The following is a 23,173-nucleotide window of genomic DNA, read 5'->3' on the forward strand; positions in this document are numbered from 1 at the left end:
AGCACGTTAAAAATCGCTTCATGTTCAAACTTAACCAGCAATATATTACGCGCATTGCCGTTAATTGATCGCACGTGTTAACTGAGGAGGCATAAAAGCTTTGGAAAACTTAACTCGGATCTGTATGATCGGCTACCCAGAATGTGCATCACGAATGTTTTAATGTGTTAAAAAGCACCGTTGTTATTTGCAAATACTAAATATTTGCGCTGCTGATTATCCCACTATTATTACAGTGTTAGCAACTAAATTATTTTACTTAAATTAGTGATTAGGCAATGTCAGAAAAAAACGACTTACAAGTAACTTATGTCACGATCAACGAAGACCATTTAGGTCAGCGTATTGATAACTTTCTTATTACCCATTTAAAAGGGGTGCCTAAAAGCGCTATTTATAAACTTTTGCGCAAAGGTGAGGTACGCGTTAATAAAAAGCGTATTAAGCCTGTATATAAACTACAGCTTGAAGATGTACTTCGTATTGCACCTATCAGGGTTGCTGAGCGTGAAGAATTTGTTCCATCAAAATTAGACAAAGTAACTCGCCTAGAAAACGATATTTTATTTGAAGATAAATACCTTATCGTAATAAATAAACCATCAGGTATGGCTGTTCATGGCGGCAGTGGTTTAAGTTATGGCTTGATTGAAGCTTTGCGAGCACTTCGCCCAGAGGAACGTAGCCTTGAGCTAGTTCATAGGCTTGACCGTGATACATCGGGTTGTTTACTTATAGCGAAGCGTCGTTCGGTGTTAACAGCATTGCATGAACAGCTTCGTGAAAAAACAATGGAAAAAAATTATTGGGCACTAGTTGAAGGGCAGTGGGACTCTAAAACTAAAAATGTAACCGAAGGGCTGCGTAAAAATACGCTTAAATCGGGTGAACGCGTAGTACGCGTAGATAACGCTGAGGGAAAACCTTCACATACTCGTTTTAAAGTACTTGAACGTTTTAATGATTGCTCGCTTGTACAAGCGTCGCCTGTTACAGGGCGTACGCACCAAATTCGTGTGCATACGCAATGTAAAGGTCACCCAATAGCGTGCGACGATAAATATGGCGATCAGGGTTTTGACGATTCTATGCGTAAAGTTGGGTTAAACCGATTGTTTTTACACGCACATGATTTAAGTTTTTATCACCCTAAAAACGAAACAACGATGCGTATTGAAGCACCGCTAGATAAAACGCTTAAAAATACATTACTAAAATTACGAGATGCAAAACTGTGATAAAAGTAGCCCCAATTAAAAAATATAAGCTCGTCATTTTTGATTGGGACGGCACTGTTATGGATTCAGTGACTAAAATAGTTAACTGTATTCGTAGTAGCGCCGAGTCACTTAATTTAGTGTCGCCAAGTGACGAAGCCATTAAAAACATTATTGGTATGTCGCTTGAAAAAGCAATTGACGTTTTATTTCCTGATAATGTAGCGCAGCACCAAGCGTTAATTTCAGGTTATAAATATCAATACAGTGTGGATACTACTCCCACGCCTGTATTTGCTAATGTCGTCAGCGTTTTAAATGCCTTAAAAGAGCAGGGCATTGTTTTAGCGGTTGCAACAGGTAAAGGTAGGGGTGGGTTAGAGCGTTTGCTTGAACAAAGTCAATTGAGGCATTTTTTTAGTGCGACACGTACAAGCGATGACGCGCAATCAAAGCCCTCTCCAGATATGTTGTATCAATTACTTGAAGAACTTGGCATAAGTGCTCAACACGCTGTAATGATTGGCTACACTCAAATAGACATGACTATGGCAAAAGCTGCGGGCATGGATAGAATTGGCGTAACAATGGGTGTACACAACGCACAGCAGCTAAATAAGCTTAGTCCTGTTGCAACAGTAGATAACTATCTGCAGTTGCAACAGGTTTTGCTTGGCTAATTTATTTAACTAGAACTTGTTTGAGCGGTAAGCACATCAATACCAAACTCAGCCAGTAATTGGCTGAGTTTAATTAATGGCAACCCAATTAAGCTATTAGGATCGTCTCCGCTTAGTTTTTCAAATAAACAGATACCCAACCCTTCACTTTTAAAGCTGCCAGCACAATTATAAGGCTGCTCTGCGTCGCAATAAGCACTAATTTGTGCATCACTGAGAGTTTTAAACGTCACATTAAAAGGTTCTACGCAGGTTTTTTTAGTGCCAGTTACAATATCGTAAACACAAAGCCCAGTTAAAAATGTTACAGTATTACCGCTAAATAAATTTAGTTGTTTTACGGCATTTTGTTTATTATGTGGTTTACCTAAAATTTGATTATTAAACACAGCGACTTGGTCTGATCCAATAGCTAACCCTTTGTTAAAGTGTTTATTAGCCGCTGAGGCTTTTAATTCACTTAAACGCTTAACCAGTTCGGTAGGTGTTTCGCATTCAAGTGCTGATTCGTCAACGTCTGGTGAAAACGTATCAAATGGTAAATTAAATTTTTGTAATAAAGACTGCCTAAAAGGCGAGCTTGACGCTAAAATGAGTGGATGCTTCACGGACTGTTTTCCTACGATAATTCAGATTGAGTTAGGATAAATCAGATCCGAGAGTAAAACACGTTAAAAACCAAGTAAAAATGGTTTTTTACTTTGACTAACAAACTAACTATCTATATGATGCAGCCCCTATGCAAAAGGTGAAAATTCCCATCACTCTTCATCCAGGCAAAGCAGCGCAGCACCGTTTAAAGTATGACGGAATTGTACCGCTTGAAAAACTTACTCGTTTAGAGAAAGTTGTGCAGGAAGAAGTAGGTGAAATAGCGGTAAAAATACATTGCAAAAACGATGATCAAGGTTTCGCTGTGATTAGAGGCAATTTGTCCACACACGTTACTGTCATTTGTCAACGTTGTAATGGTGATTTAGGGTTGGATTTGGTTCAAGACTTTGCATATTCACCAGTAGGTGAAGATACAGAGTTAGATATTTTTCCAGAAGACTACGATGAAGTAGTGCTTGATGAAAATGGTGAAGTTAACGTTTTTAATTTAATTGAAGACGAACTAATTTTAGCAATTCCATTAGTGGCTACCCACAACGAAGCTTCATGCAGTTATTCAGCAAAGCCTGCCAGCTTTGGTGTATTAAAGGCGGAAGATGATAAACCTAATCCATTTGATATTTTGAAACAACTTAAGAAAGATTCTTAGGAGAAGACTATGGCTGTACAAAAAAGCAAAAAGTCTCGTGCAAGACGCGGCATGCGCCGTTCACACGATGCGATCAGTGGTCCAACTTTAACTGTAGATCAAACATCTGGTGAGACTCATCGTCGTCACCATGTGACTGCAGATGGTTACTACAAAGGCGTTCAAGTAATTTCTAAATAAGAGATTACTTATATGCTGAAAGATCTAACCATAGCGTTAGATATGATGGGGGGCGATTACGGCCCCCGTTCATCTATTCCTGCTGCCGTTTGTGCAGTAAATGCTCATGCCAATTTAACTCTCATTTTATGTGGCAATGAACACGTTATATCTAAAGAACTCGAATCCCTCGATTCTCTACCTCATCCTAGACTCATAATTCGTCACTGTAGTGAAATAGTCACCAATGCCTGTGAACCTGCAATTGCTGTGCGTTCAAAAAAAGATTCATCTATGCGTGTTGCCCTAGATTTAGTTAAATCGGGCGAGGCTCAAGCATGTGTTAGCTCAGGTAATACCGGCGCTCTATTTTTTATGGCTCACTATGTATTAAAAATGCTGCCAGGTGTTAAACGTGCCGCACTCATTTCATCTGTTCCTACAGAGCTTAAAAACCCAGTATATTTACTCGACTTAGGTGCTAATGTGCATTGTGATGCGCAAATGCTCTATCAGTTTGGCATTATGGGCTCTATTGTTGCTGGCCAAGCACTTGGTTTGGATAATCCTCGCGTTAGTCTATTAAATATTGGCGCGGAGGACATTAAAGGCCACGACGACATTAAACTAGCTGCACAATTAATGCAGCAAAGCCCACATATAAATTATATTGGTTACAGCGAAGGAAGTGATATTTTTTCGGGTAAGGCTGATGTCATAGTATGCGAAGGGTTTGTTGGCAACGTAGCACTTAAAACATGTGAAGGCATTGCCAAGCTTATTATGAATAAGTTTACAACCGCGCTCGAAAAGCACCTTTTATATAAATGTATGGCGTTTATATTGCGCCCAATAATAAAAAAACTCTATAAAAGGGTGAACCCCGACCAGTATAACGGTGCTTCTCTGGTAGGATTGCGCGGTATTGTCGTTAAAAGTCATGGAAATGCGTCAGCTAAAGCATTTCAAGCAGCAATTGATGAAGCGGTAAAAGAGGTTGAACGTCAACTTCCTGATAAAATAGCCGCTATTTTCGAAAAAACACATTCTAAAGACACGGCGGTTAATCAATAATTGATGTGCCGTGTATTTCATTATTTATTTGTTTAATTAAAAAGAGCAAAGTATGGCACAAAAAATTGCACTTCTATTCCCAGGTCAAGGCTCGCAAAGCGTTGGTATGTTACAAGAACTACTAGAGAGTTCTGACATTGTTAAAGCAACATTTGCAGAAGCGTCAAATGCACTGGGTTACGACTTAGCAGAGCTAGTTCTTAATGGCCCAGAAGAAAAATTAAATCAAACCCACCGCACACAACCTGCATTACTAACTGCAAGTGTTGCTATTTACCGTGATTGGTTAGCAGCTAACCCTGATGCAGACGTTGTTATGGCGGGTCACAGCTTAGGTGAATACTCAGCGTTAGTATGTAGCGATGTATTAAGCTTGAGCGAAGCCGTAAAGCTTGTTGAAAACCGTGGTTTATACATGCAAGAAGCCGTGCCAGCAGGCGTAGGTTCAATGGCTGCTATTATTGGCTTAGGCGATGAAGAAATTAAAGCGGCTTGTGCTGCCTCAGCGCAAGGTGAGGTTGTATCTCCAGTTAACTACAACTCTCCTGGTCAAGTTGTTATCGCAGGCCATAAAGCGGCAGTAGATAGAGCATCGCAAGCATGTAAAGATGCCGGTGCTAAACGTGCATTACCACTTTCTGTTAGCGTACCTTCACATTGTGAGTTAATGAAGCCAGCAGCTGACAAGCTAGCAGCAGACTTAGCCGCTTTAACATTTAATACACCTAAGTGTGATGTAATTAATAATGTTGATGTAAAAGCTGAAACGTCAGCTGATGCAATTAAAGACGCACTAGTACGTCAGCTATACAGCCCAGTTCGCTGGACAGAAACAGTACAAGCCTTGGTTGCGCAAGATGTAACACAAAGCTACGAATTTGGTCCTGGTAAAGTATTAACAGGACTTGCTAAACGAATTGATAAAGCAATGATCTGTGGCTCAGTAAACGACGCCGCTTCAATTGATGCAGCTAAATAAGAGTATATAAAATGTCTAATTTATTTTCATTAGAGGGCAAAATTGTCCTAATTACTGGCGCCAGCCGTGGTATTGGTAAAGCAATTGCAACAACATTAGTTGCACAAGGTGCAAAAGTTGCAGGTACTGCGACAAGTGAGTCAGGCGCTGCTAAAATCAGTGAATACTTAGGTGACAATGGTAAAGGTTATGCATTAAACGTAACCGATCCTGCATCTATTGAAGCAACACTTGCTGCAATAAAAGCTGATTTAGGCGATATTGACGTACTTGTAAATAATGCAGGTATTACACGCGATAACTTATTAATGCGTATGAAAGAAACTGAGTGGGACGATATTATCGACACTAATTTAAGCTCAGTTTTCCGTTTATCTAAAGCGGTACTTCGTCCAATGATGAAGAAAAAGAAAGGCCGTATTATTAACATTGGCTCAGTAGTGGGTACTATGGGTAATGCAGGTCAAGCTAATTATGCAGCGGCTAAAGCGGGTGTAATTGGTTTTTCTAAGTCACTTGCGCGCGAAGTTGCATCACGTGGTATTACAGTTAACGTAATCGCACCTGGTTTTATTCAAACAGACATGACTGATAATTTAACTGATGAGCAAAAAGCAGCAACACTTGCAAATGTTCCAGCAGGGCGTTTAGGCCAACCAGACGAAATTGCTGCTGCAGTATGTTATTTAGCATCTGACGCGGCTGCGTATGTATCAGGCGAAACTTTGCATGTAAATGGCGCGATGTACATGGTTTAATCGCCATTGTACCTAGATTGCTACTTGATAAAGTTAAGTAAGTTACCTCAAAAACATTGAATTATTTGTGAACTTGCTTTAAACATACTTGAAATCGCTGCGAAAATAAGCGATAAAAGACAAAACACACACTCAGAGGTTTGACCAGACAATTATTTATGGTCAAATCATTGAATCAGAGAATTATGCGGCGTAAACTACGCCGCAATCTGAAAATAACGCATTGGCGTTTTTAATAAAGGAAAGAAGAATGAGCGATATCCAAGAACGCGTAAAGAAAATTATCATTGAACAACTAGGTGTTAAAGAAGAAGAAGTTAAAAATGAATCTTCTTTCGTAGATGACCTAGGTGCAGATTCTCTTGATACTGTTGAACTAGTAATGGCTCTTGAAGAAGAGTTTGATACTGAGATCCCAGATGAAGAAGCTGAGAAGATCACTACAGTACAAACTGCTATCGATTACGTTACAGCACACGCTGAGTAATTAATCGCACGTTAAAGGCAGCATCCGCTGCCTTTAATTTTTTATATCCAAACCACCTCAAAGTTCATGATTCAAAATTTAAGTCGCCACGCTCAATTTTAGCTAAAAATTAATTTTGATTGTGTTATGCGTTTTTAATCTATTTTGGGACTAGCACTTTGAGGTAGCTTGGGTATGATCATCCCCTTGTAAAATATCCCTTATTGGAGGCAAACCGTGGCTAAACGTCGAGTCGTCGTAACTGGCTTAGGAATGTTGACGCCGCTAGGTAATGATGTTCAATCAACCTGGCAAGGCTTATTAGATGGTAAAAGTGGCATTCAAACAATAACGCACTTTGATACATCAAAATTTGGTACTAAATTCGCTGGTTTAATAAATGATTTTGATGCAACTGCATACATGTCAGCGAAAGATACTAAAAAAATGGACTTGTTTATTCAGTACGGCATTGCAGCGGGTGTTCAAGCCTTTAAAGATTCAGGCCTTGAAATCACTGAGCAAAACGCAGCACGCATTGGTGTAGCTGTAGGCTCAGGTATTGGTGGGCTTACGTTAATTGAAGAAAACCACATTAAGCTATTAAATAGTGGTCCGCGCAAGTTATCGCCATTTTATGTGCCGTCTACCATTATTAATATGATCTCAGGTCATTTATCAATGATGCATGGACTTCGTGGTCCAAATATTTCAATTGTAACTGCCTGTACTACTGGTTTGCATAATATTGGCCATGCAGCGCGCATGATTGCCTACGGTGATGCAGATGCAATGGTTGCTGGCGGTGCAGAAAAAGCGTGTACCCCAATTGGTATGGGTGGCTTTAATGCTGCGCGTGCACTTTCAACACGTAACGACGATCCACAAGCGGCTTCTCGCCCTTGGGATAAAGACCGCGATGGCTTTGTGCTTTCTGACGGTGCTGGTGTTGTTGTAGTTGAAGAGTACGAACATGCTAAAGCGCGTGGCGCTAAAATATATGCTGAGCTAGTAGGCTTTGGTATGAGTGGCGATGCGTATCACATGACATCACCACCAGAGGATGGTGCGGGCGCTGCACTTGCAATGCAAAACGCACTAAACGATGCGCAAGTAAACGCTGAGCAAATTGGTTACATTAACGCACACGGCACGTCTACAAATGCAGGCGATAAAGCAGAAACTGCCGCTGTTAAGTCTATTTTTGGTAATGCAGCTAAAGATGTAATGGTAGGCTCGTCTAAATCGATGATGGGTCACTTGTTAGGTGCTGCAGGTTCGGTTGAATCGATTATTTCGATTTTATCACTGACAGATCAAAAAGTGTCGCCAACTATCAACCTTGATAACCCAGACGAAGGGTGTGACTTAGATTATATTGCGCACACTGCACGTGATGCAAAGTTAGACTTTGCACTGTGTAACTCGTTCGGTTTTGGTGGTACTAATGGCTCGTTGCTATTTAAAAAGGTATAATCTTTTTTAACAACGAATCAAATTATAAGAGCTCAGTTGTTTAACTGGGCTTTTTTTATATGCCAAACAAAATGCAAACAATAATAGCAGCAGATCAAAACAGCACTTTAAGCACGCGTGACAGGGGCTTAAATTACGGTGATGGCTTTTTTACAACCGCTAAGGTTGTTGATGGGCAAGTACAGTATTGGGCTCATCATAAAGCGCGTTTGTTTGAATGCGCACAGCGTTTGGGGTTTCCTGAGCTAGATTTTAATAGCCTTGAAAATCAAATTGCTTTGCATATAAACGCTGCACCACTAAACGTGCTTAAAATACTTGTAACGCGAGGCGAAGGCGGACGTGGTTATGGGCTGCCAAGTGAGTGTAATGTCACTATTTTATTGAGCGTGTTGGACTACCCTAGTAATTACGAAGCGCTTACTAAAAAGGGTGTAAATCTCGAAATAAGCCCGATTAAATTAGCGGCACAGCCTTATTTAGCGGGCCTTAAAACATTAAACCGACTTGAACAAGTGCTAATTAAAAAAGCGATGCAAACGCAAAACTGCGACGATGTGTTAGTGCTTGATTACAATAACAATGTAATTGAAGCTTCTGCAGCTAATATTTTTGCGATTAAAAATAAGTGTGTGTTTACGCCATTGCTTGATGAGTGCGGAATAAAGGGCGTTTATCTACAATCGTTATGTGATAAATTGCCTGTTGAATTTAAACGCGTGAAAGTAGAAGATTTAACCCAAGCAGACGCCGTATTTGTGTGTAATAGCTTAATGGGAGCAGTGCCTGTTAAAAGTATTGAGCAACAGGTATTTAATACAGACGACAGCCACGCATTACTAACTAAATTATTAGCCAAGGAGGCTGAGTGTTAAAAGTTATTTTATCGGTACTTTTTTTAGCTGTTATAACCACTGCTATTGGTTACCAGCAATTACAAGCAACAATAAATAGCCCGCTAAAAGTAACTGAAAACACACAATTTGAAGTTAAGCATGGCACTGGCTTTAATAAGTTATGTCAACAGTGGCAAGCTAATAACTGGGTGGAAGGCTGTTGGCGTTATCAAGTAATTGCCAAATTAGATCCCACACTTACCGACTTAAAAGCGGGCCTTTACGAGCTAACAGCCGATAGCGTTATTAATAACGTAAAAAAAATTAACCAAGGCCAGCAAATCAACTTTAGTTTTACCATAATTGAAGGGCAAAACTTACGTGAAGTACTAAGTGCTATTAAAAAAGCCGATAATTTACAAAACGATTTAAAAAGTGATGAGCTAAGTACACAAATAATGGGCAATAATACGCACTTAGAAGGCTGGTTATTTCCCGACACTTACCATTATCATAATAACGATACTGCAAGCAGTGTATTAAAACGTGCAGCGCAAAAAATGCAGCAAACGTTAGACGATGCATGGCAGCAACGCGCTGTTAATCTACCTTACAAAACAGCATACGAAGCACTTATAATGGCTTCAATTATTGAAAAAGAAACAGGCCTTGCCAGCGAGCGTCCGTTAATTGCATCAGCATTTGTTAATCGATTAAACACTAACATGCGCCTGCAAACCGATCCAACCGTAATATATGGGCTAGGCGCTAATTTTGATGGCGATATTAAACGCAAAGATTTACGCGATTATACGCCTTACAATACGTATCGTATTAATGGTTTACCACCAACACCGATTGCAATGCCATCAAAAGCCGCTATTTTAGCTGCAGTTAATCCGCCACAAAGTGAATACGTTTACTTTGTATCAAAAGGCGATGGTAGCCACCAATTTTCAACCACGTTAAAGCAGCATAACGCAGCAGTTAAAACGTATATATTAAATAAAAAGAATTAATATTTTATGAAATCAAAATTTATAGTAATAGAAGGGCTAGAAGGCGCAGGTAAATCAACCGCAATTTCATTATGCCAAGACTTTTTAAACAAACAAAAAATAGACTTCATCAACGTCCGCGAACCTGGCGGCACTCCGCTTGCTGAATCGCTCCGTACGCTTGTAAAAGCAGAGCACGAAGAAGAAATTGCCTTTGAAACCGAGTTGCTTATTATGTACGCAGCACGCTCGCAATTAATGCACAATGTTATTACCCCAGCGCTTGATAAAGGCCAGTGGGTACTTGCCGATCGTCATGATTTATCGTCTCAGGCGTATCAAGGTGGGGGCCGTGGTATTAGCTCAAATACATTAGCTTCACTTTCGTCAATGGTATTAAAGGGCTTAAAGCCTGATTTAACTATTTACCTTGATATTGACCCAGTGATAGGCCTTGAACGTGCAAAAGGGCGTGGTGAGCTTGACCGTATTGAACAAGAAGCCATTGAGTTTTTTCAGCGTACACGTATGCGTTATGTTGAACTTGCTAATGACGACAACACAATTAAAACGGTCGATGCAAACCAAAGTATTGATAAAGTACATCGCGATATAACCAATGTACTGCATTCATTTTTTGAAGGCCTAAAATAATATGCCATTGCCGTGGCTACATGATACCCAAGCACGTTTAGCGCAAAGTTATCGTGCAGAGCGTTTTCATCATGCGCAATTATTTTGTGGGCCTGTTGGCGTAGGTAAGTTTGAGTTAAGTGATGAGCTTGGTAATGCTTTGTTATGCCAAAATATAGCTAAGCAGGTAGCTGCGCAAAACAGTATGCTAAAACCTTGCGGACACTGTAAAAGCTGCTTACTTACTCTTGCGGGTACTCATCCCGACAAGCGCTTAACGCAAGTTGATGGGCAAAGCATAGGCGTAGATGATATACGCGGCATTAGTGATTTTATGAACCACTCAGCAGCGCAAAATGGCAATAAAGTCGCGATAATCGAAAATTGCGAAAAAATGACCACAGCAGCAGCTAACGCATTATTAAAAACACTTGAAGAGCCAACTAATAGCCGCTTTTTAATATTAACTACAAGTCAACCAGCACAGCTCCCTGCAACTATTTTAAGTCGATGCGCTAAAAGTGACGTAAAAATAACAAATACAGCACTTGCTCAGCAATGGCTAGAAACATTAGATATTCCTAACTATAGTTGGCTAGCACTTTTTTATAACCAACCGCTGCAAGTAAAGCATTGGCAACAGCAAGACCAGCTAAAAAATATTGATACACTTTATAAGTTTGCAACTGAGTTTAAACAAAGCCATAATTTCAAAGCGTTAGTCGATATAATAAATAAACAGCCTGAGCTTGTTCGCATATTTACTTTATTTTTAAGCGTGCAACTAAAGCAGCAATTGCTGCAAGGTATGAGTTTTGACGCTTATCAAAGTGCGCAAAATGCATTAGGCGAGTTTTTACAAAATAACACACAAGTACTTGGCCTTAATTTACCGCTTGCTGTATCACGATTAGCATACACATTGCGAAATTCTTAAAAGGATTAATCATGCAAGAACTACTAGTAGACATAGACGATTTAGACGAGTTATACCGTTGTTATATGCCTTACTTAAAAAAAGGTGGCTTATTTGTACGTACGAATATGCGTTACGAAGCAGGGCATTCATTAGCGCTTAGAGTTACCTTGCCCGATGCCTTAGAAGATGATGTAGTAACCGGTAAAGTATCGTGGATCACGCCACAAGGCGCACAAAGCTCTAACCCTCCAGGTATTGGTATTAGCTTTTTAGACGATAAAACAAACCTAAACGCTAAAATCGAAAAGCTCCTTGGGACTATGTTAAACTCAGGCGATCAAACATATACCATGTAGTTATAGGGTCGGTTTTTCATTGAGATTAACGCCGCCCTATATTGGGTTCTTTTAATTGCTAACATAATAAATTAAACGAACAAATTTAAACCCTGAACATAATACAGGCCTTATAGTGATTGTAGATTCTCATTGCCATTTAGATCGTCTTGATTTTGATAAATTAGACTTAAACCTTGACCAAGTTCTTGATAAAGCGCGTGCAAAGCAAATAGAGCACTTTTTATGTGTAAGCGTAACGCTTGATCAGTTTCCAAGCATGCTTGATAAAATTAAGCACTACGACGATGTATCAGCCTCATGTGGTGTACATCCACTTGATCAAAAAGACGCCCTTAATAAACAGCAACTAATCGACTTAGCCTCACACGAAAAAGTCGTTGCTATTGGCGAAACGGGTCTTGATTACTACTATTCAAAAGATACTCACGCAGTGCAGCAAGCAAGTTTTGTTGGGCATATTGAAGTAGCTAACGAATTACAAAAACCGTTAATTATTCATACTCGTGATGCCCGTGCCGACACCATTAATTTAATGCGTGAGCACAAGGCCGAAAACTGCGGTGGTGTATTACATTGCTTTACTGAAGACTGGGATATGGCAAAAAAAGCGATTGATATGGGCTTTTATATTTCTATTTCGGGCATTGTTACCTTTAAAAATGCTATTGAGCTAAAAGAAGTAGTAAAGCAAATACCGCTCGATAGATTACTAATAGAAACCGACTCGCCTTATTTAGCACCGGTACCGTATCGTGGGCAAACAAATCAGCCAGCATACGTAGAAGACGTTGCTTATTACATTAGCGAGCTTAAAGGCATTAGCTTTAATGAACTGGCTAAAGCGACTACCGAGAACTTTTATTCTTTATTTAAATTAGCAGCTAAAGGCTAAATACATGATTACTCACACGGCAAACCTTCCTATTTTACTAATGGGGCCAATGGTGCGCCGTGCAGAGCAAACTGGAGTCTGTATTCAGTTTGCTACCTCCAGGCCTGCAAACTGCCAAATAAACTTATTAAATGTTGAGTGTTATAGCGATCAACACACTGTTTCTTTAGGCGAACATTTATACCTGCATTTCGTCATTATAAAGCCAATAAATAACAAACTCCCTGTCGATAGCTTATTAAACTATGAACTTGTAATTGATGATATAGCAGTCGATTTGTCGCCTTGGTGCTATAGCAATCAAACAGCGCCTGCATTTGTAATTCCTAATAAACTGAGTGATATTTTGCATGGCTCGTGCCGTAATGCACATCATCCAGCAAAAGACAGCTTAGTGTCTGCAAGTCACTGGCAAAATACTCAGCGCGGTAATAATAACCAAGGCGCACAATTGCTATTACTGAGCGGTGATCAGGTTTATGCCGATGATGTGGCAGGCCCCATGTTATTAGCTGTTCATCAGTTAATCAAAGCCTTAGGTATTTATAAAGAGCAACCACTTGCCATTGAGCTACCGGATGATATAAATGAGCAACTTTATAATCGCCATTTGTTCTTACCAAAAACGCCTTGGCAAAAACGCTCAAAGTTAGGTGTTGGTTACTGGCTAAAAAATGACGAACCTCACTTTTCAAGTGTAAAAGCCTACAATCACCTTATCCATTTTGAAGAATACATAGCACTTTATTTATTAAATTTTAGTGCTGCTGCTTGGCAATGCGTTGATATACAAAACACAACGTATTTAGGTCAAAGCGAGCAAAACAAAACTATTTTTAACGCTGAAAAATCAGCTTTGATTGACTATGCAAAAGGCTTAAGTGAAGTAGAACGGTTGTTTGCCAATGTATCTACGCTAATGATGTTTGACGATCATGATGTAACTGACGATTGGAACCTCACCGCTGGGTGGGAGCAAGCTATAAATCAAAACCCGAGTAGTAAACGCATAATTAATAACGGGCTAATTAGCTATTGGTTGTTCCAAGGTATGGGGAACGATGCACTAAATAAAACAGGGGAGCTCTTAACTCCCTTTAAGCAAAGCAAAAACAACAACAATATTTGGCAGTTTAAAGCATTTGATAAACCACTAAACGATTTTAGCTTTTGGCATTACGAACTTACTACAATACCCAAAGTAGTGGTGCTAGATACGCGCACGCACCGCTGGCGAAATGAGCAAAACTTTAATGAGCCGTCAGGTCTACTTGATTGGGAACGTCTCACAGAGCTTGAAGAAAGCCTATTAAGCCACGACCAAGTTATTATTGTATCACCAGCCCCTGTGTTTGGTGTTAAATCGATAGAAGCCATTCAAGCCATGTTTAACATATGTGGCCAACCGCTCATGGTTGACGTAGAAAACTGGATGGCGCACGAAGGCTCAGCCAAAAAGCTACTCGATACATTTAGACGAACCGACACCCCAAACGAAACCCTTATTTTATCTGGCGATGTACATTACTCATTTTGCTTTTCGGTGCAAAAACGTTTTGGCGATCATCCCAATCGAATTTGGCAACTTACCGCCAGTGGTATTAAAAACGAGTTCCCGCGTAAATTAATAAACATACTCGATAAACTAGATTCAATTCTATACGGCCCAAAAAATCCTTTAAACTTTTTTACTAAACGCTGGCATATGGAAGTAGATAAACACCAAACTAAAGGTGAAGGGCAAAAATACTTAGTAAGCGACTCCGCTATTAGTTTAATAACACTAGAGCAAGGAAATTTAGCCCGCTATCAACTCATACATGGTGAAGGGCATTTAACTGAGTTTGATTTAGAAGAACAGTAATTTTTAATCAATAATTAAAGGCCTATTTGCGCAAAGAGAAGCGAAAGAGGAGTAAATGAGAAGACATAATACTAATAAAAACTGCGTTTGGTTTTTATTTCCTTCTCTAAAAGCGCGGCGCCTCTTAACCTCTTAGTGCATAAATTACTTATTACAGGCTTTGCTTGTCACGCCAACAAGTTAACCGTAAATTGAACCTTGGCGGTAGACGCAGAGCTTGCTCGCGTGAGAACCGCAGCTTCTAATCACTCTATATTAGGTAATTACTTGGCTTTGTATTTAACTATGCTCTTTTCGACTTCGTTTAGATGCGGGTAATTTACTACTTAATATTGCCAAACATAAAATAGTCATAAACAATATTGAGTTTGCACCGGCTTGCAAAGAATAATCTACCAACGAGTGTAGCAGCATATCTATAATTGCAATGGCACAACCAAAGGCAACACCCTGAAACAGCGCTGTTTTACGTTTTCGCATAGTCATAATGCATAACCACAAACAATAGAGTATAAGTGAGCCCAGTGCAGCTGTAGTAGGTATCCCCAGCTCTACTGCAAACTGCACGTAATCGTTATGGGCATTATCGTAATAACCAGAATAAGGCTCAGACTGATACGCTGGAAACGCAGTATAAAATGTACCACCACCAGAGCCCAATAAAGGCTTATCTAAAATGAGGGGTATTGAATCGCGTACTACTTCGTCACGGGTTTCTGATGAAATACTGGTTTCACTAATACGCTGTTTAACTTTTTCTACATCAAATATAGCGCCAATAATAATTAAATCGATTATAAAAAAACTAATTATAAGTAGTTTAAACGCTTTAGGTTTTTGCCTGTAAATAAAAAACGCGAGTAAGCTAACAACCATTAATGCAATAAAAAATGCCGAGTTGCCCATACGGCTACGCGTTAAAATTAACGCTACAATGATAATAATTAACGAAATACGTAAAATTATTTTTGTGCTTAAAAGTATGTCAGCCCACGCCCGAAGCGTTTGTTTTAATGTGTGTTTATAATCACTAGTAGAGCGCTTTAATTCGCTAACTAAAACGCCAATACCTAAACATAAGCATAAAGCTAAAAAGTTAGCTAAAAAGTTAGAGTAGGTAAATGTGCCAATAGCACGGTCTGTATGTTTATAGCCAAATAATGGGCTTATAATATCGGGCGATAAATTTAAATAAGTGGCATATAAAGCTTGAAACACGCCTGCACATATAATTGCATATATTAAATTTTTAATGCGCTTTTCGCTATTACAGTAAATAAATAATAGCCAACAAAATAAAATCATAAAACTTGTTTTAATAAGCATTTGTTTAGTTTGAAACGGGTCCACACTTACGGTAAATATTTGTACTGCGCATACGCCCGCCACTATACTGAGTACAGTAAATAAGGGCCAAGAATATAAAGGTGGGTATAAAGGGTGCTCGTTATTAATACTGCTGTAAACTAAATGGGTGAGAAAGGTAGCGCTAATTAATATCCCCATTGCTAAAATTGCCCAAGGGCGGTAACTCCCTAATGGTAAGGGCAGCAAAAATAAAATTGCGCAGAGTAAAAAAAATATAAAACGATTCACAGGACTCTCAAACAAGGAGCTAAAAGGTAGGAGCTTAAATTAATGGGTCTAAAATAAAAACGCAGCCCAAAGGCCGCATTTTTATTATTTAGATAACGGTTAGTTGCCGACTTCAGATATACCTGCATCGCCACCAGTACCGCCAGCACCTTGCGGTAGTGGGGTTGTTGGTAGGTTTACAATTACAGGGCCAGCTGGTGCTGTAGGCTCAGTTGGGCCAGCTGCAGTGGCCTCCGAAGCTATTGTGGCATCAACTCCAGCAGTAATCGCGGCAAGCGTTACTGCATCGCTATCAACACCCGCAGTTACTAACGCAGCTAAAAAGTCTGAAATAAATGGACTATCTACGCCAATTGCGGCAATTACTGCATTCATTATTATATCAAGTTGTTCCGGCGAGCAAGTCCCATTAGCTATTGGGGAGTCTAAATCTAATGGAGCAGTGTTCTGACAGAGCTGCTCAAGAGTTGCAACTAATTTTTTTTGTAGTTCTTCAGAAGGTATATCTGCAGATGCATTATTTAAAATATTAATTAACGTATTAAGGTTATCAGTCTGTACTATTACATCGTTGTCTGATTGTGCATAAACTGGAAACGTTGCAAAGGCAGATACGCTAACAAATAAACTAGCAAATAAAAGTGATTTCATCTTGTGTCCCTTTAAGAAATTATCTAATTACAAAATTTTAGCGCATCGGCGCAAAAAGTAAACTCTTTAGTTACGCCATTATTATTAGTTTTTATTATTTTGGTTGGCGGCATTATTAAATTACCCTGCACGCCATCGCAACCTAAACCTTCAAGTACCTTTAAAGTTTCAGGTTTTTCAATTAAACAGGCTAAAACCTTAATACCAAAGCCATGACAAATATTATTAACGGTTTGAATAAAAAATTGGCTTTGGGTGTTATCTAATAAATCTTGAATATAGCTACCATCTATTTTTATATATTCAATATCTAACCCTTGTAAGTATCTAAACGACGTTAAACTAGTACCAAAGTGTTCAATACACACATTTATACCAATATCTTTTATTGTATCTATATGTAACGAAGCAATATGTACATTATAAAGCAAGCTAATTTCATGTAATTCAAAAATCAAGTTTGTTTTAATAATTGGTTTAGTGTGAGCATAAAGAGTAAGCCATTCAATAAAATCAGTTGAATACAGCGAAGCTTTACTAATATTTAATGCAAATGTATCGTCAGGGTATTGCTCTTTAACGTTTACAAAGTTACGAATTATTTTTTTGTCTAACTCTTCGGTTAAGTTAAGCTTTTCGGCCATAGCAAATAAATGGCCATTATTAATCTTTTCGCCTTCATGCGTAAAATGAGCAAACACCTCAAAATAGCACTGCTTGTTTTGTGAGTTAGTGCGTTTAACGGGCTGCACCGAAAAACTAACTTCACCAGTAGCAATAATTGACTGAATAAGCGAACGCCACTCTTTAACACTAAACAATGTATCTTTATCTACTTTATTTACAGCCGAATCGCCAATAGTACAGCCGGTATCAAGCGCTGAAAGTACACTGCCAATAGATGAGCCTTTATCAACACTTACTAACGCTAAGTTAGCAAAACCATTTACGTGTAAGCTGTTTTTCTTTTGACTAAAAGCATCATTTATATCAAGGCGTGTTCTATTTAAAAATTGCATATCGAATGGGACTAAAGCAATAAAAGTACTACCATTAAGTCTAAATATTTTAGAGTTAGTTAAAGCACCAATTACATTTTGCAAAGTAACGCTTACATCATGTACGTGCTCATCACCATTTTGGTAACTTACAGTTTGGTTAATGTTAGCAAGTGAGGGGAGAGTAATCATCATTGCAGTGATTGGAGTGTCGCTAGTAATGGTGTCAACCACTGAGTTAAAGTGATTTTCAAACGAACGGCGGTTACCCAGTCCTGTGAGTGAGTCTACATATACCTCATCGGTAAGTGCTTGTGTTTGCTTTGTTAAAGAGTCAAAGGTGCTTTGTAGATTCATTACCATATTATTTATGGCTTTTGTTACAGTACGCAGCTCGCGCGCAACAGGTATTTCTTCGTTTAATGTAAAGCGTTTACGCGTTACCAAGTGTGCTTGGTTTTCTACTGCTTTTAAAGGTTTAAATACAGCACGTAATATCAAATATGCTACAGCAAGCGACGCTACCAATAATAATAAAGAACCATAAAAGCTGCGTTTAGTATGTTCCCATAGCGTTAAATACGATTGCCCAACATGGCTTGTTACTTCAAGCACTCCAGCCATAATCCAGCCATTGTTTAATTCTGACTGCATAGTCGGGGCGTTGAGCTTTACTGCTGTAATAAACCAATTAGGTACAGACTCAACGCGCTTTGGGCTTGTTAGGTTAAATACCACGTTACTATCGGCGTTAGTAAATTTTATTTGTTTGTAATAACCTGAGTCGAAAATAGCGGTTGCCATGGTTTGGGCAATCATTAAGCTATCTTCTTCAAGGTAGGGTGAAATAGAAAGCCCTAAGCTTGTTGCTGTATCTTGCGCGTGGCTACCCATTTGCGTTTGTAAGTATTGGCGAGTGGTATCAACATCAGTAATTACGCGTACAAAAAATGAAAGTACCGAAATCAATATAATAAGGCCATATACTTGGGTTTTTAAACTCAATCCATTTTTAAAAAGTCGAGACATAACTCGGTGTTCCTTTATCACTTTTGGCGGGCGCAAGCTCACCTTGTTCAATTCGCTCTAGCATGGTGTTCCAGGCAGAAACACCACGGCTATTTTTTACTTTATTGCCTAACCCTTTTGATTTGGCTAACCATAAACCTTGGCCATTAAAACTATAGATAGGTGTTAAATCAGGGCGTTTATTAGCGGGTAGTAGTTTAGTATTAAAATTGCCTAAAACAAAGGGGATTTGATTAGGTGTCTCAATATATATAAGCACCATGTGAGGTTGATTAACTGTTTTTTGGCGTACATACATTAAACGAATTTTATCTTCAGGAACACCTAGCGCGATTAACGTAAAGTATTTAGCAATTACGTAGTCTTCGCAGTCCCCCATGCCCACGCCTAAACTTTCAAGCGGAGTGGCCCAATAATCTTTTTGGTGCCAAAGTTCATCATCTGTTTTGTATTTAATGTGCTTATTAAAAAAGTCATTCACTAAATGTATTTTTTGCCATTCACTTTTATCAGCCGATTCATCAATAAAACTTAACCAGTTTTTAATGCGTTTATGGCCTTCATCACCATACTGTTTTTGAGCGTGCGCAATTATATCGCTATTGCGTAAATGCAAAAGCATATCTTGTGCGCATACAAAAAAAGACACTAATAATAAAATGCAAAACCCTAAACGCACAAATGTTCCTTTAAGTCTGTGTTCCCAAATAACTAAGCAAGCCTAGTATAGTATTGCTAGCTTTGAAAAGGTAGATCACCAAAAAGTATGAGGTAGTGAAATAGTGCGATGCAATCGAACTTAGTGCAACATAGCGTTAACAAAAAAACAATCAAAAAGTGCTCTTTAATTATTGAGTGCATTATTGTGTTGTGTATAATAGCAATTTCACAAGGCTCGTGAAGCGCTTAAAAGGGATTCAGCTTTAGTTATTCCTTTTTTTGCTGTTAGCAAAATAATGAAAGGAATTAAAATGAAAGTTTTAAAAGCAATATTACCTGTAGCAGGCCTTGGTACGCGTATGTTACCAGCCGCAAAAGCCATTCCTAAAGAAATGCTCCCTCTGGTAGATAAACCTTTAATTCAATACGTAATTAATGAAGCCGTAGCCGCTGGCATCAAAGAAATCGTCCTTGTTATACACGCCTCAAAAAACGCGATAGAAAACCATTTTGATACTAGCTTTGAGCTAGAAGCCACGCTAGATGCACGTGTAAAACGTAGTCTGCTAGAAGAGGTTCGTTCAATAGTACCAACAGATGTAACGGTAGTTTCTGTTCGCCAATCAGCACCACTAGGCTTAGGCCACGCGGTTTTAGCAGCGCGTCCAATTGTGGGTAATAGCCCATTTGCGATAATGCTACCCGATGTAATTATCGATAAATATAAATCAAATTCAAAAACTGACAATTTAAGCCAAATGATCGATCGATTCGATAAAACAGGCTTCAACCAGGTAATGGTAGAGCCAGTGCCTCAAGAGCAAGTGCATCAATATGGTGTGGTTGATTTAGCCGGTAAAAAAATAAACGCAGGCGAAAATGCTGCAATTAAAAACATGGTCGAAAAACCGAATAACGATAAAGCGCCAAGTAATTTAGCTATTACAGGGCGCTATGTTGTATCTACCGCTATCTGGGATTTGCTTGAATACACCCCACCAGGTGCGAGCGGTGAAATACAGCTTACTGATGCTTTATTACAATTATGCCACTTAGAAACACTAGAAGCCTACCACTTAAAAGGTAAATCACATGATTGTGGTTCTAAGTTAGGATATATGCTGGCTAATATTGAGTACGCAATGCAATCAAGCCACAGGGGTGAAGAGTTTACCGGGCGAGTTAAAGAATTACTTACTTCAAGTAATTAATAAATTAAATTATTTAAATTAAGGACAGTCATGGCTATTAAAATATTAAGTATTTTTGGTACGCGCCCTGAAGCAATTAAAATGGCGCCATTAGTAAAAGCATTAAACTTAGCTGATGGTATTGAAGCCAAAGTATGTGTTACAGCGCAGCATAGAGAAATGCTAGATCAAGTTTTAGACCTGTTCGAAATTGTACCAGAGTACGACTTAAACATAATGAAACCAGGCCAAAGTTTATACGATGTAACCACCAATATTCTTTTGGGCTTGAAACCTATTTTGGAAGAGTTTAAGCCAGACCTAATACTTGTTCATGGCGATACAAGTACAACACTTTCAGCAAGCTTGGCTGCTTTTTATCAGCAAATTCCGGTTGGGCATGTAGAAGCTGGCTTACGCACAGGTAATTTAGGGTCTCCTTGGCCAGAAGAAGGTAATCGTAAATTAACAGGTGCAATTACAAAACTTCACTTTGCACCAACCGATACTTCACAGCAAAACTTACTTAACGAAGGTGTTAATTCTAACGACATAGTTGTAACGGGTAACACCGTAATAGATGCACTATTACAAGTTGTTGATAAAGTAAAAACAGATGAAGTATTAATAAGTACACTAAAAGCAAAGTTTCCAGAATTAGACGAAAGTAAAAAGTTAATTTTAGTAACAGGCCACAGACGAGAAAGTTTTGGTGGTGGTTTTGAACGTATTTGCGAAGCACTAGCAGAAATAGCACTTGCACATCCAGAGGCGCAAGTACTTTACCCTATGCATTTAAACCCAAATGTACGTGAGCCTGTAAATCGTATTTTAAAAGACGTTAAAAACGTACAGCTTATAGAACCTCAAGACTACTTGCCATTTGTATACCTGATGAGTAAAGCCCACATAATAGTAACCGATTCAGGCGGCGTACAAGAAGAAGCACCAAGCTTAGGTAAACCTGTTTTAGTAATGCGCGATACAACTGAACGTCCAGAAGCAGTTGCTGCAGGTACAGTTAAATTAGTAGGCACCGATAAAAATCGAATTATAGCTGAAGTTAAAAACCTACTAACAAATCAAGCTGATTACCAAACAATGAGCCGAGCACATAATCCATATGGTGATGGGAAAGCGTGTGAGCGTATTATTTCAAAAATTAAACAACACTTTAACGTGCAATAAAACGTTTTTTAAAGGATTTTGTAATGACAATTAAAACAGTATCAGTAGTAGGTTTAGGCTACATAGGACTACCAACAGCAGCTGTAATAGCCTCAAGAGGGATCAACGTTATTGGTTTAGATGTAAATCAAAAAGCGGTTGATACAATTAACGCTGGTGAAATACATATTGTAGAGCCTGATTTAGATATTATTGTACGCGGTGTTGTTTCTACAGGTAACTTACGAGCAACAACGGTTCCAGAAAAAGCGGATGTATTTATGGTTGCAGTACCAACACCATTTATCCATAGCGAAAGCGGTGATCATAAAGCAGATTTAAGCTACATAGAATCTGCAGCTAAAACTATTGCCCCTGTACTCGAAAAAGGCAATTTAGTCATTTTAGAATCAACTTCACCAGTAGGTGCAACAGAGCAGTTGGCAAAATGGTTAAGCGAAGCACGCCCTGATTTATCGTTCCCTCAAGATAAAGGCGATGCAGCCGACATTAACGTCGCACATTGCCCTGAACGCGTATTACCAGGTTATGTACTACAAGAGCTGGTATCTAACGACCGTGTTATAGGTGGTATGAGTAAAACGTGTAGCGAAAAAGCAGTAAAATTATATGAAACATTTGTGCGTGGTGAATGCATCGTAACAAACGCACGTACAGCTGAAATGGCAAAACTAACAGAAAACTCATTTCGTGATGTAAACATAGCATTTGCTAATGAATTATCTGTAATTTGTGACAAGCTTAAAATTAACGTGTGGGAATTAGTTAAATTAGCTAATCGCCACCCTCGCGTAAATATACTTAACCCAGGCCCGGGTGTTGGTGGACACTGTATTGCTGTTGATCCTTGGTTTATTGTTGCTAGCTGCCCAGACGAAGCAAAAATAATTAAACAAGCGCGTTTAACAAATGATGCAAAACCGCATTACGTAATAAGTAAAATAGCTAAAGCCGCTGACGAATTTAAACGCCCAGTTATAGCGTGTTTAGGGCTTGCATTTAAAGCTGATATTGACGACTTGCGTGAAAGCCCTGCACTACAAATAGTACAAGAGCTAGCCACACAAAACGTAGGTAAAATTTTAGCAGTAGAACCTAATATACAAGAATTACCTGAAAAGCTTTCATCAAAAGGTGTAGAGCTTACAACATTAGAAACAGCATTAGAGCAAGCTAATATTATAGTAGTGCTAGTAGATCACAAACAATTTAAAGCAGCAGATAAAACAGAATTTGCCTCAAAAGTTGTTATTGATACACGCGGGATAATCTAAGAAGCCAAGATGA

24 protein-coding genes are annotated in these 23,173 nt (G+C 38.9%); 19 read left to right on the forward strand and 5 right to left on the reverse strand.

Features of this window, described 5'->3' with window-relative positions:
- Nucleotides 1-278 precede the first annotated feature (278 nt).
- Together rluC and I6F42_RS04945 are read left to right on the forward strand one after the other, a co-directional pair.
- A complete protein-coding gene (gene rluC, locus I6F42_RS04940) occupies nt 279-1,238 on the forward strand; it encodes a 23S rRNA pseudouridine(955/2504/2580) synthase RluC (protein ID WP_024590364.1) in 960 nt (319 codons plus the stop codon).
- Nucleotides 1,235-1,897 carry an HAD-IA family hydrolase gene (locus I6F42_RS04945; RefSeq protein ID WP_308807874.1) on the forward strand — a complete coding sequence of 221 codons (663 nt, stop codon included), beginning with the start codon at nt 1,235-1,237 and terminating at the stop codon, nt 1,895-1,897. Before rluC ends, I6F42_RS04945 begins: the two co-directional genes overlap by 4 nt.
- A gap of 5 nt (nt 1,898-1,902) precedes the next feature.
- Here I6F42_RS04945 and I6F42_RS04950 read toward each other — a convergent pair whose 3' ends face one another.
- Nucleotides 1,903-2,505 carry a nucleoside triphosphate pyrophosphatase gene (locus I6F42_RS04950; RefSeq protein ID WP_197151226.1) on the reverse strand — a complete coding sequence of 201 codons (603 nt, stop codon included), beginning with the start codon at nt 2,503-2,505 and terminating at the stop codon, nt 1,903-1,905.
- A gap of 131 nt (nt 2,506-2,636) precedes the next feature.
- Between I6F42_RS04950 and yceD the strand changes: the two genes are divergently transcribed.
- The 14 genes from yceD to I6F42_RS05020 all read left to right on the forward strand — a co-directional run bounded on the left by yceD (nt 2,637) and on the right by I6F42_RS05020 (nt 14,574).
- On the forward strand, nt 2,637-3,161 hold the full coding sequence (gene yceD, locus I6F42_RS04955) for a 23S rRNA accumulation protein YceD (RefSeq protein WP_197151227.1): 525 nt from the start codon (nt 2,637-2,639) through the stop codon (nt 3,159-3,161).
- Between the two features lie 9 nt (nt 3,162-3,170).
- Complete coding sequence (gene rpmF / locus I6F42_RS04960) at nt 3,171-3,341, forward strand: 50S ribosomal protein L32 (RefSeq protein WP_002962381.1); 171 nt, start codon at nt 3,171-3,173, stop codon at nt 3,339-3,341.
- Nucleotides 3,342-3,353: 12 nt separating this feature from the next.
- On the forward strand, nt 3,354-4,394 hold the full coding sequence (gene plsX / locus I6F42_RS04965; RefSeq protein WP_197151228.1) for a phosphate acyltransferase PlsX: 1,041 nt from the start codon (nt 3,354-3,356) through the stop codon (nt 4,392-4,394).
- A 52-nt stretch (nt 4,395-4,446) separates the two neighbouring features.
- A complete protein-coding gene (gene fabD / locus I6F42_RS04970; protein ID WP_007585729.1) occupies nt 4,447-5,373 on the forward strand; it encodes an ACP S-malonyltransferase in 927 nt (308 codons plus the stop codon).
- Between the two features lie 11 nt (nt 5,374-5,384).
- Nucleotides 5,385-6,131, forward strand: a complete 747-nt coding sequence (fabG, locus tag I6F42_RS04975) for a 3-oxoacyl-ACP reductase FabG (protein ID WP_007585730.1) — start codon at nt 5,385-5,387, stop codon at nt 6,129-6,131.
- Nucleotides 6,132-6,381: 250 nt separating this feature from the next.
- Nucleotides 6,382-6,618: an acyl carrier protein gene (acpP, locus tag I6F42_RS04980; RefSeq protein WP_002962377.1), complete on the forward strand. Its 237-nt coding sequence runs from the start codon at nt 6,382-6,384 to the stop codon at nt 6,616-6,618.
- Between the two features lie 216 nt (nt 6,619-6,834).
- Nucleotides 6,835-8,073, forward strand: a complete 1,239-nt coding sequence (fabF, locus tag I6F42_RS04985; protein WP_007585731.1) for a beta-ketoacyl-ACP synthase II — start codon at nt 6,835-6,837, stop codon at nt 8,071-8,073.
- A gap of 59 nt (nt 8,074-8,132) precedes the next feature.
- Nucleotides 8,133-8,948 (forward strand): aminodeoxychorismate lyase, encoded by an 816-nt coding sequence (pabC, locus tag I6F42_RS04990; RefSeq protein ID WP_197151229.1) that lies wholly within the window; start codon nt 8,133-8,135, stop codon nt 8,946-8,948.
- Nucleotides 8,942-9,928, forward strand: a complete 987-nt coding sequence (gene mltG / locus I6F42_RS04995) for an endolytic transglycosylase MltG (protein ID WP_197151231.1) — start codon at nt 8,942-8,944, stop codon at nt 9,926-9,928. Before pabC ends, mltG begins: the two co-directional genes overlap by 7 nt.
- Before the next feature lie 6 nt (nt 9,929-9,934).
- Nucleotides 9,935-10,561 carry a dTMP kinase gene (tmk, locus tag I6F42_RS05000; RefSeq protein WP_007585737.1) on the forward strand — a complete coding sequence of 209 codons (627 nt, stop codon included), beginning with the start codon at nt 9,935-9,937 and terminating at the stop codon, nt 10,559-10,561.
- Between the two features lies 1 nt (nt 10,562).
- Nucleotides 10,563-11,477 carry a DNA polymerase III subunit gene (locus I6F42_RS05005; RefSeq protein WP_024590369.1) on the forward strand — a complete coding sequence of 305 codons (915 nt, stop codon included), beginning with the start codon at nt 10,563-10,565 and terminating at the stop codon, nt 11,475-11,477.
- A gap of 11 nt (nt 11,478-11,488) precedes the next feature.
- Nucleotides 11,489-11,815 carry a PilZ domain-containing protein gene (locus I6F42_RS05010; RefSeq protein ID WP_002962367.1) on the forward strand — a complete coding sequence of 109 codons (327 nt, stop codon included), beginning with the start codon at nt 11,489-11,491 and terminating at the stop codon, nt 11,813-11,815.
- Between the two features lie 115 nt (nt 11,816-11,930).
- Nucleotides 11,931-12,710: a TatD family hydrolase gene (locus I6F42_RS05015; RefSeq protein ID WP_007585741.1), complete on the forward strand. Its 780-nt coding sequence runs from the start codon at nt 11,931-11,933 to the stop codon at nt 12,708-12,710.
- A 4-nt stretch (nt 12,711-12,714) separates the two neighbouring features.
- The gene (locus I6F42_RS05020) at nt 12,715-14,574 is read left to right on the forward strand and encodes an alkaline phosphatase D family protein (RefSeq protein WP_197151233.1); all 1,860 of its coding nucleotides are present in this window, start codon (nt 12,715-12,717) and stop codon (nt 14,572-14,574) included.
- Nucleotides 14,575-14,853: 279 nt separating this feature from the next.
- Here the strand turns inward: I6F42_RS05020 and I6F42_RS05025 are convergent, their stop codons facing one another.
- The 4 genes from I6F42_RS05025 to I6F42_RS05040 all read right to left on the reverse strand — a co-directional run bounded on the left by I6F42_RS05025 (nt 14,854) and on the right by I6F42_RS05040 (nt 19,527).
- Nucleotides 14,854-16,170: an O-antigen ligase gene (locus tag I6F42_RS05025; protein ID WP_197151235.1), complete on the reverse strand. Its 1,317-nt coding sequence runs from the start codon at nt 16,168-16,170 to the stop codon at nt 14,854-14,856.
- A 99-nt stretch (nt 16,171-16,269) separates the two neighbouring features.
- Nucleotides 16,270-16,821 (reverse strand): hypothetical protein, encoded by a 552-nt coding sequence (locus tag I6F42_RS05030; RefSeq protein WP_197151238.1) that lies wholly within the window; start codon nt 16,819-16,821, stop codon nt 16,270-16,272.
- A 23-nt stretch (nt 16,822-16,844) separates the two neighbouring features.
- Nucleotides 16,845-18,848: an EAL domain-containing protein gene (locus I6F42_RS05035; RefSeq protein WP_197151247.1), complete on the reverse strand. Its 2,004-nt coding sequence runs from the start codon at nt 18,846-18,848 to the stop codon at nt 16,845-16,847.
- On the reverse strand, nt 18,832-19,527 hold the full coding sequence (locus I6F42_RS05040; protein ID WP_010554183.1) for a transglutaminase-like cysteine peptidase: 696 nt from the start codon (nt 19,525-19,527) through the stop codon (nt 18,832-18,834). Before I6F42_RS05040 ends, I6F42_RS05035 begins: the two co-directional genes overlap by 17 nt.
- A 292-nt stretch (nt 19,528-19,819) precedes the next feature.
- Here I6F42_RS05040 and galU point away from each other — a divergent pair, with 292 nt between their 5' ends.
- From galU to wecC, 3 genes are read left to right on the forward strand one after another with little or no spacing between them, the layout of a single operon-like run.
- Nucleotides 19,820-20,719 (forward strand): UTP--glucose-1-phosphate uridylyltransferase GalU, encoded by a 900-nt coding sequence (galU, locus tag I6F42_RS05045; protein ID WP_197151248.1) that lies wholly within the window; start codon nt 19,820-19,822, stop codon nt 20,717-20,719.
- Between the two features lie 30 nt (nt 20,720-20,749).
- On the forward strand, nt 20,750-21,886 hold the full coding sequence (gene wecB, locus I6F42_RS05050) for a non-hydrolyzing UDP-N-acetylglucosamine 2-epimerase (protein WP_010554185.1): 1,137 nt from the start codon (nt 20,750-20,752) through the stop codon (nt 21,884-21,886).
- 23 nt (nt 21,887-21,909) lie between these two features.
- Nucleotides 21,910-23,160, forward strand: a complete 1,251-nt coding sequence (gene wecC, locus I6F42_RS05055) for a UDP-N-acetyl-D-mannosamine dehydrogenase (RefSeq protein WP_197151249.1) — start codon at nt 21,910-21,912, stop codon at nt 23,158-23,160.
- Nucleotides 23,161-23,173: the final 13 nt, after the last annotated feature.

Origin of the sequence: Pseudoalteromonas sp. SWYJZ12 (assembly GCF_015864395.1) — a bacterium.
In the GTDB taxonomy this organism is placed as follows: domain Bacteria; phylum Pseudomonadota; class Gammaproteobacteria; order Enterobacterales; family Alteromonadaceae; genus Pseudoalteromonas; species Pseudoalteromonas arctica.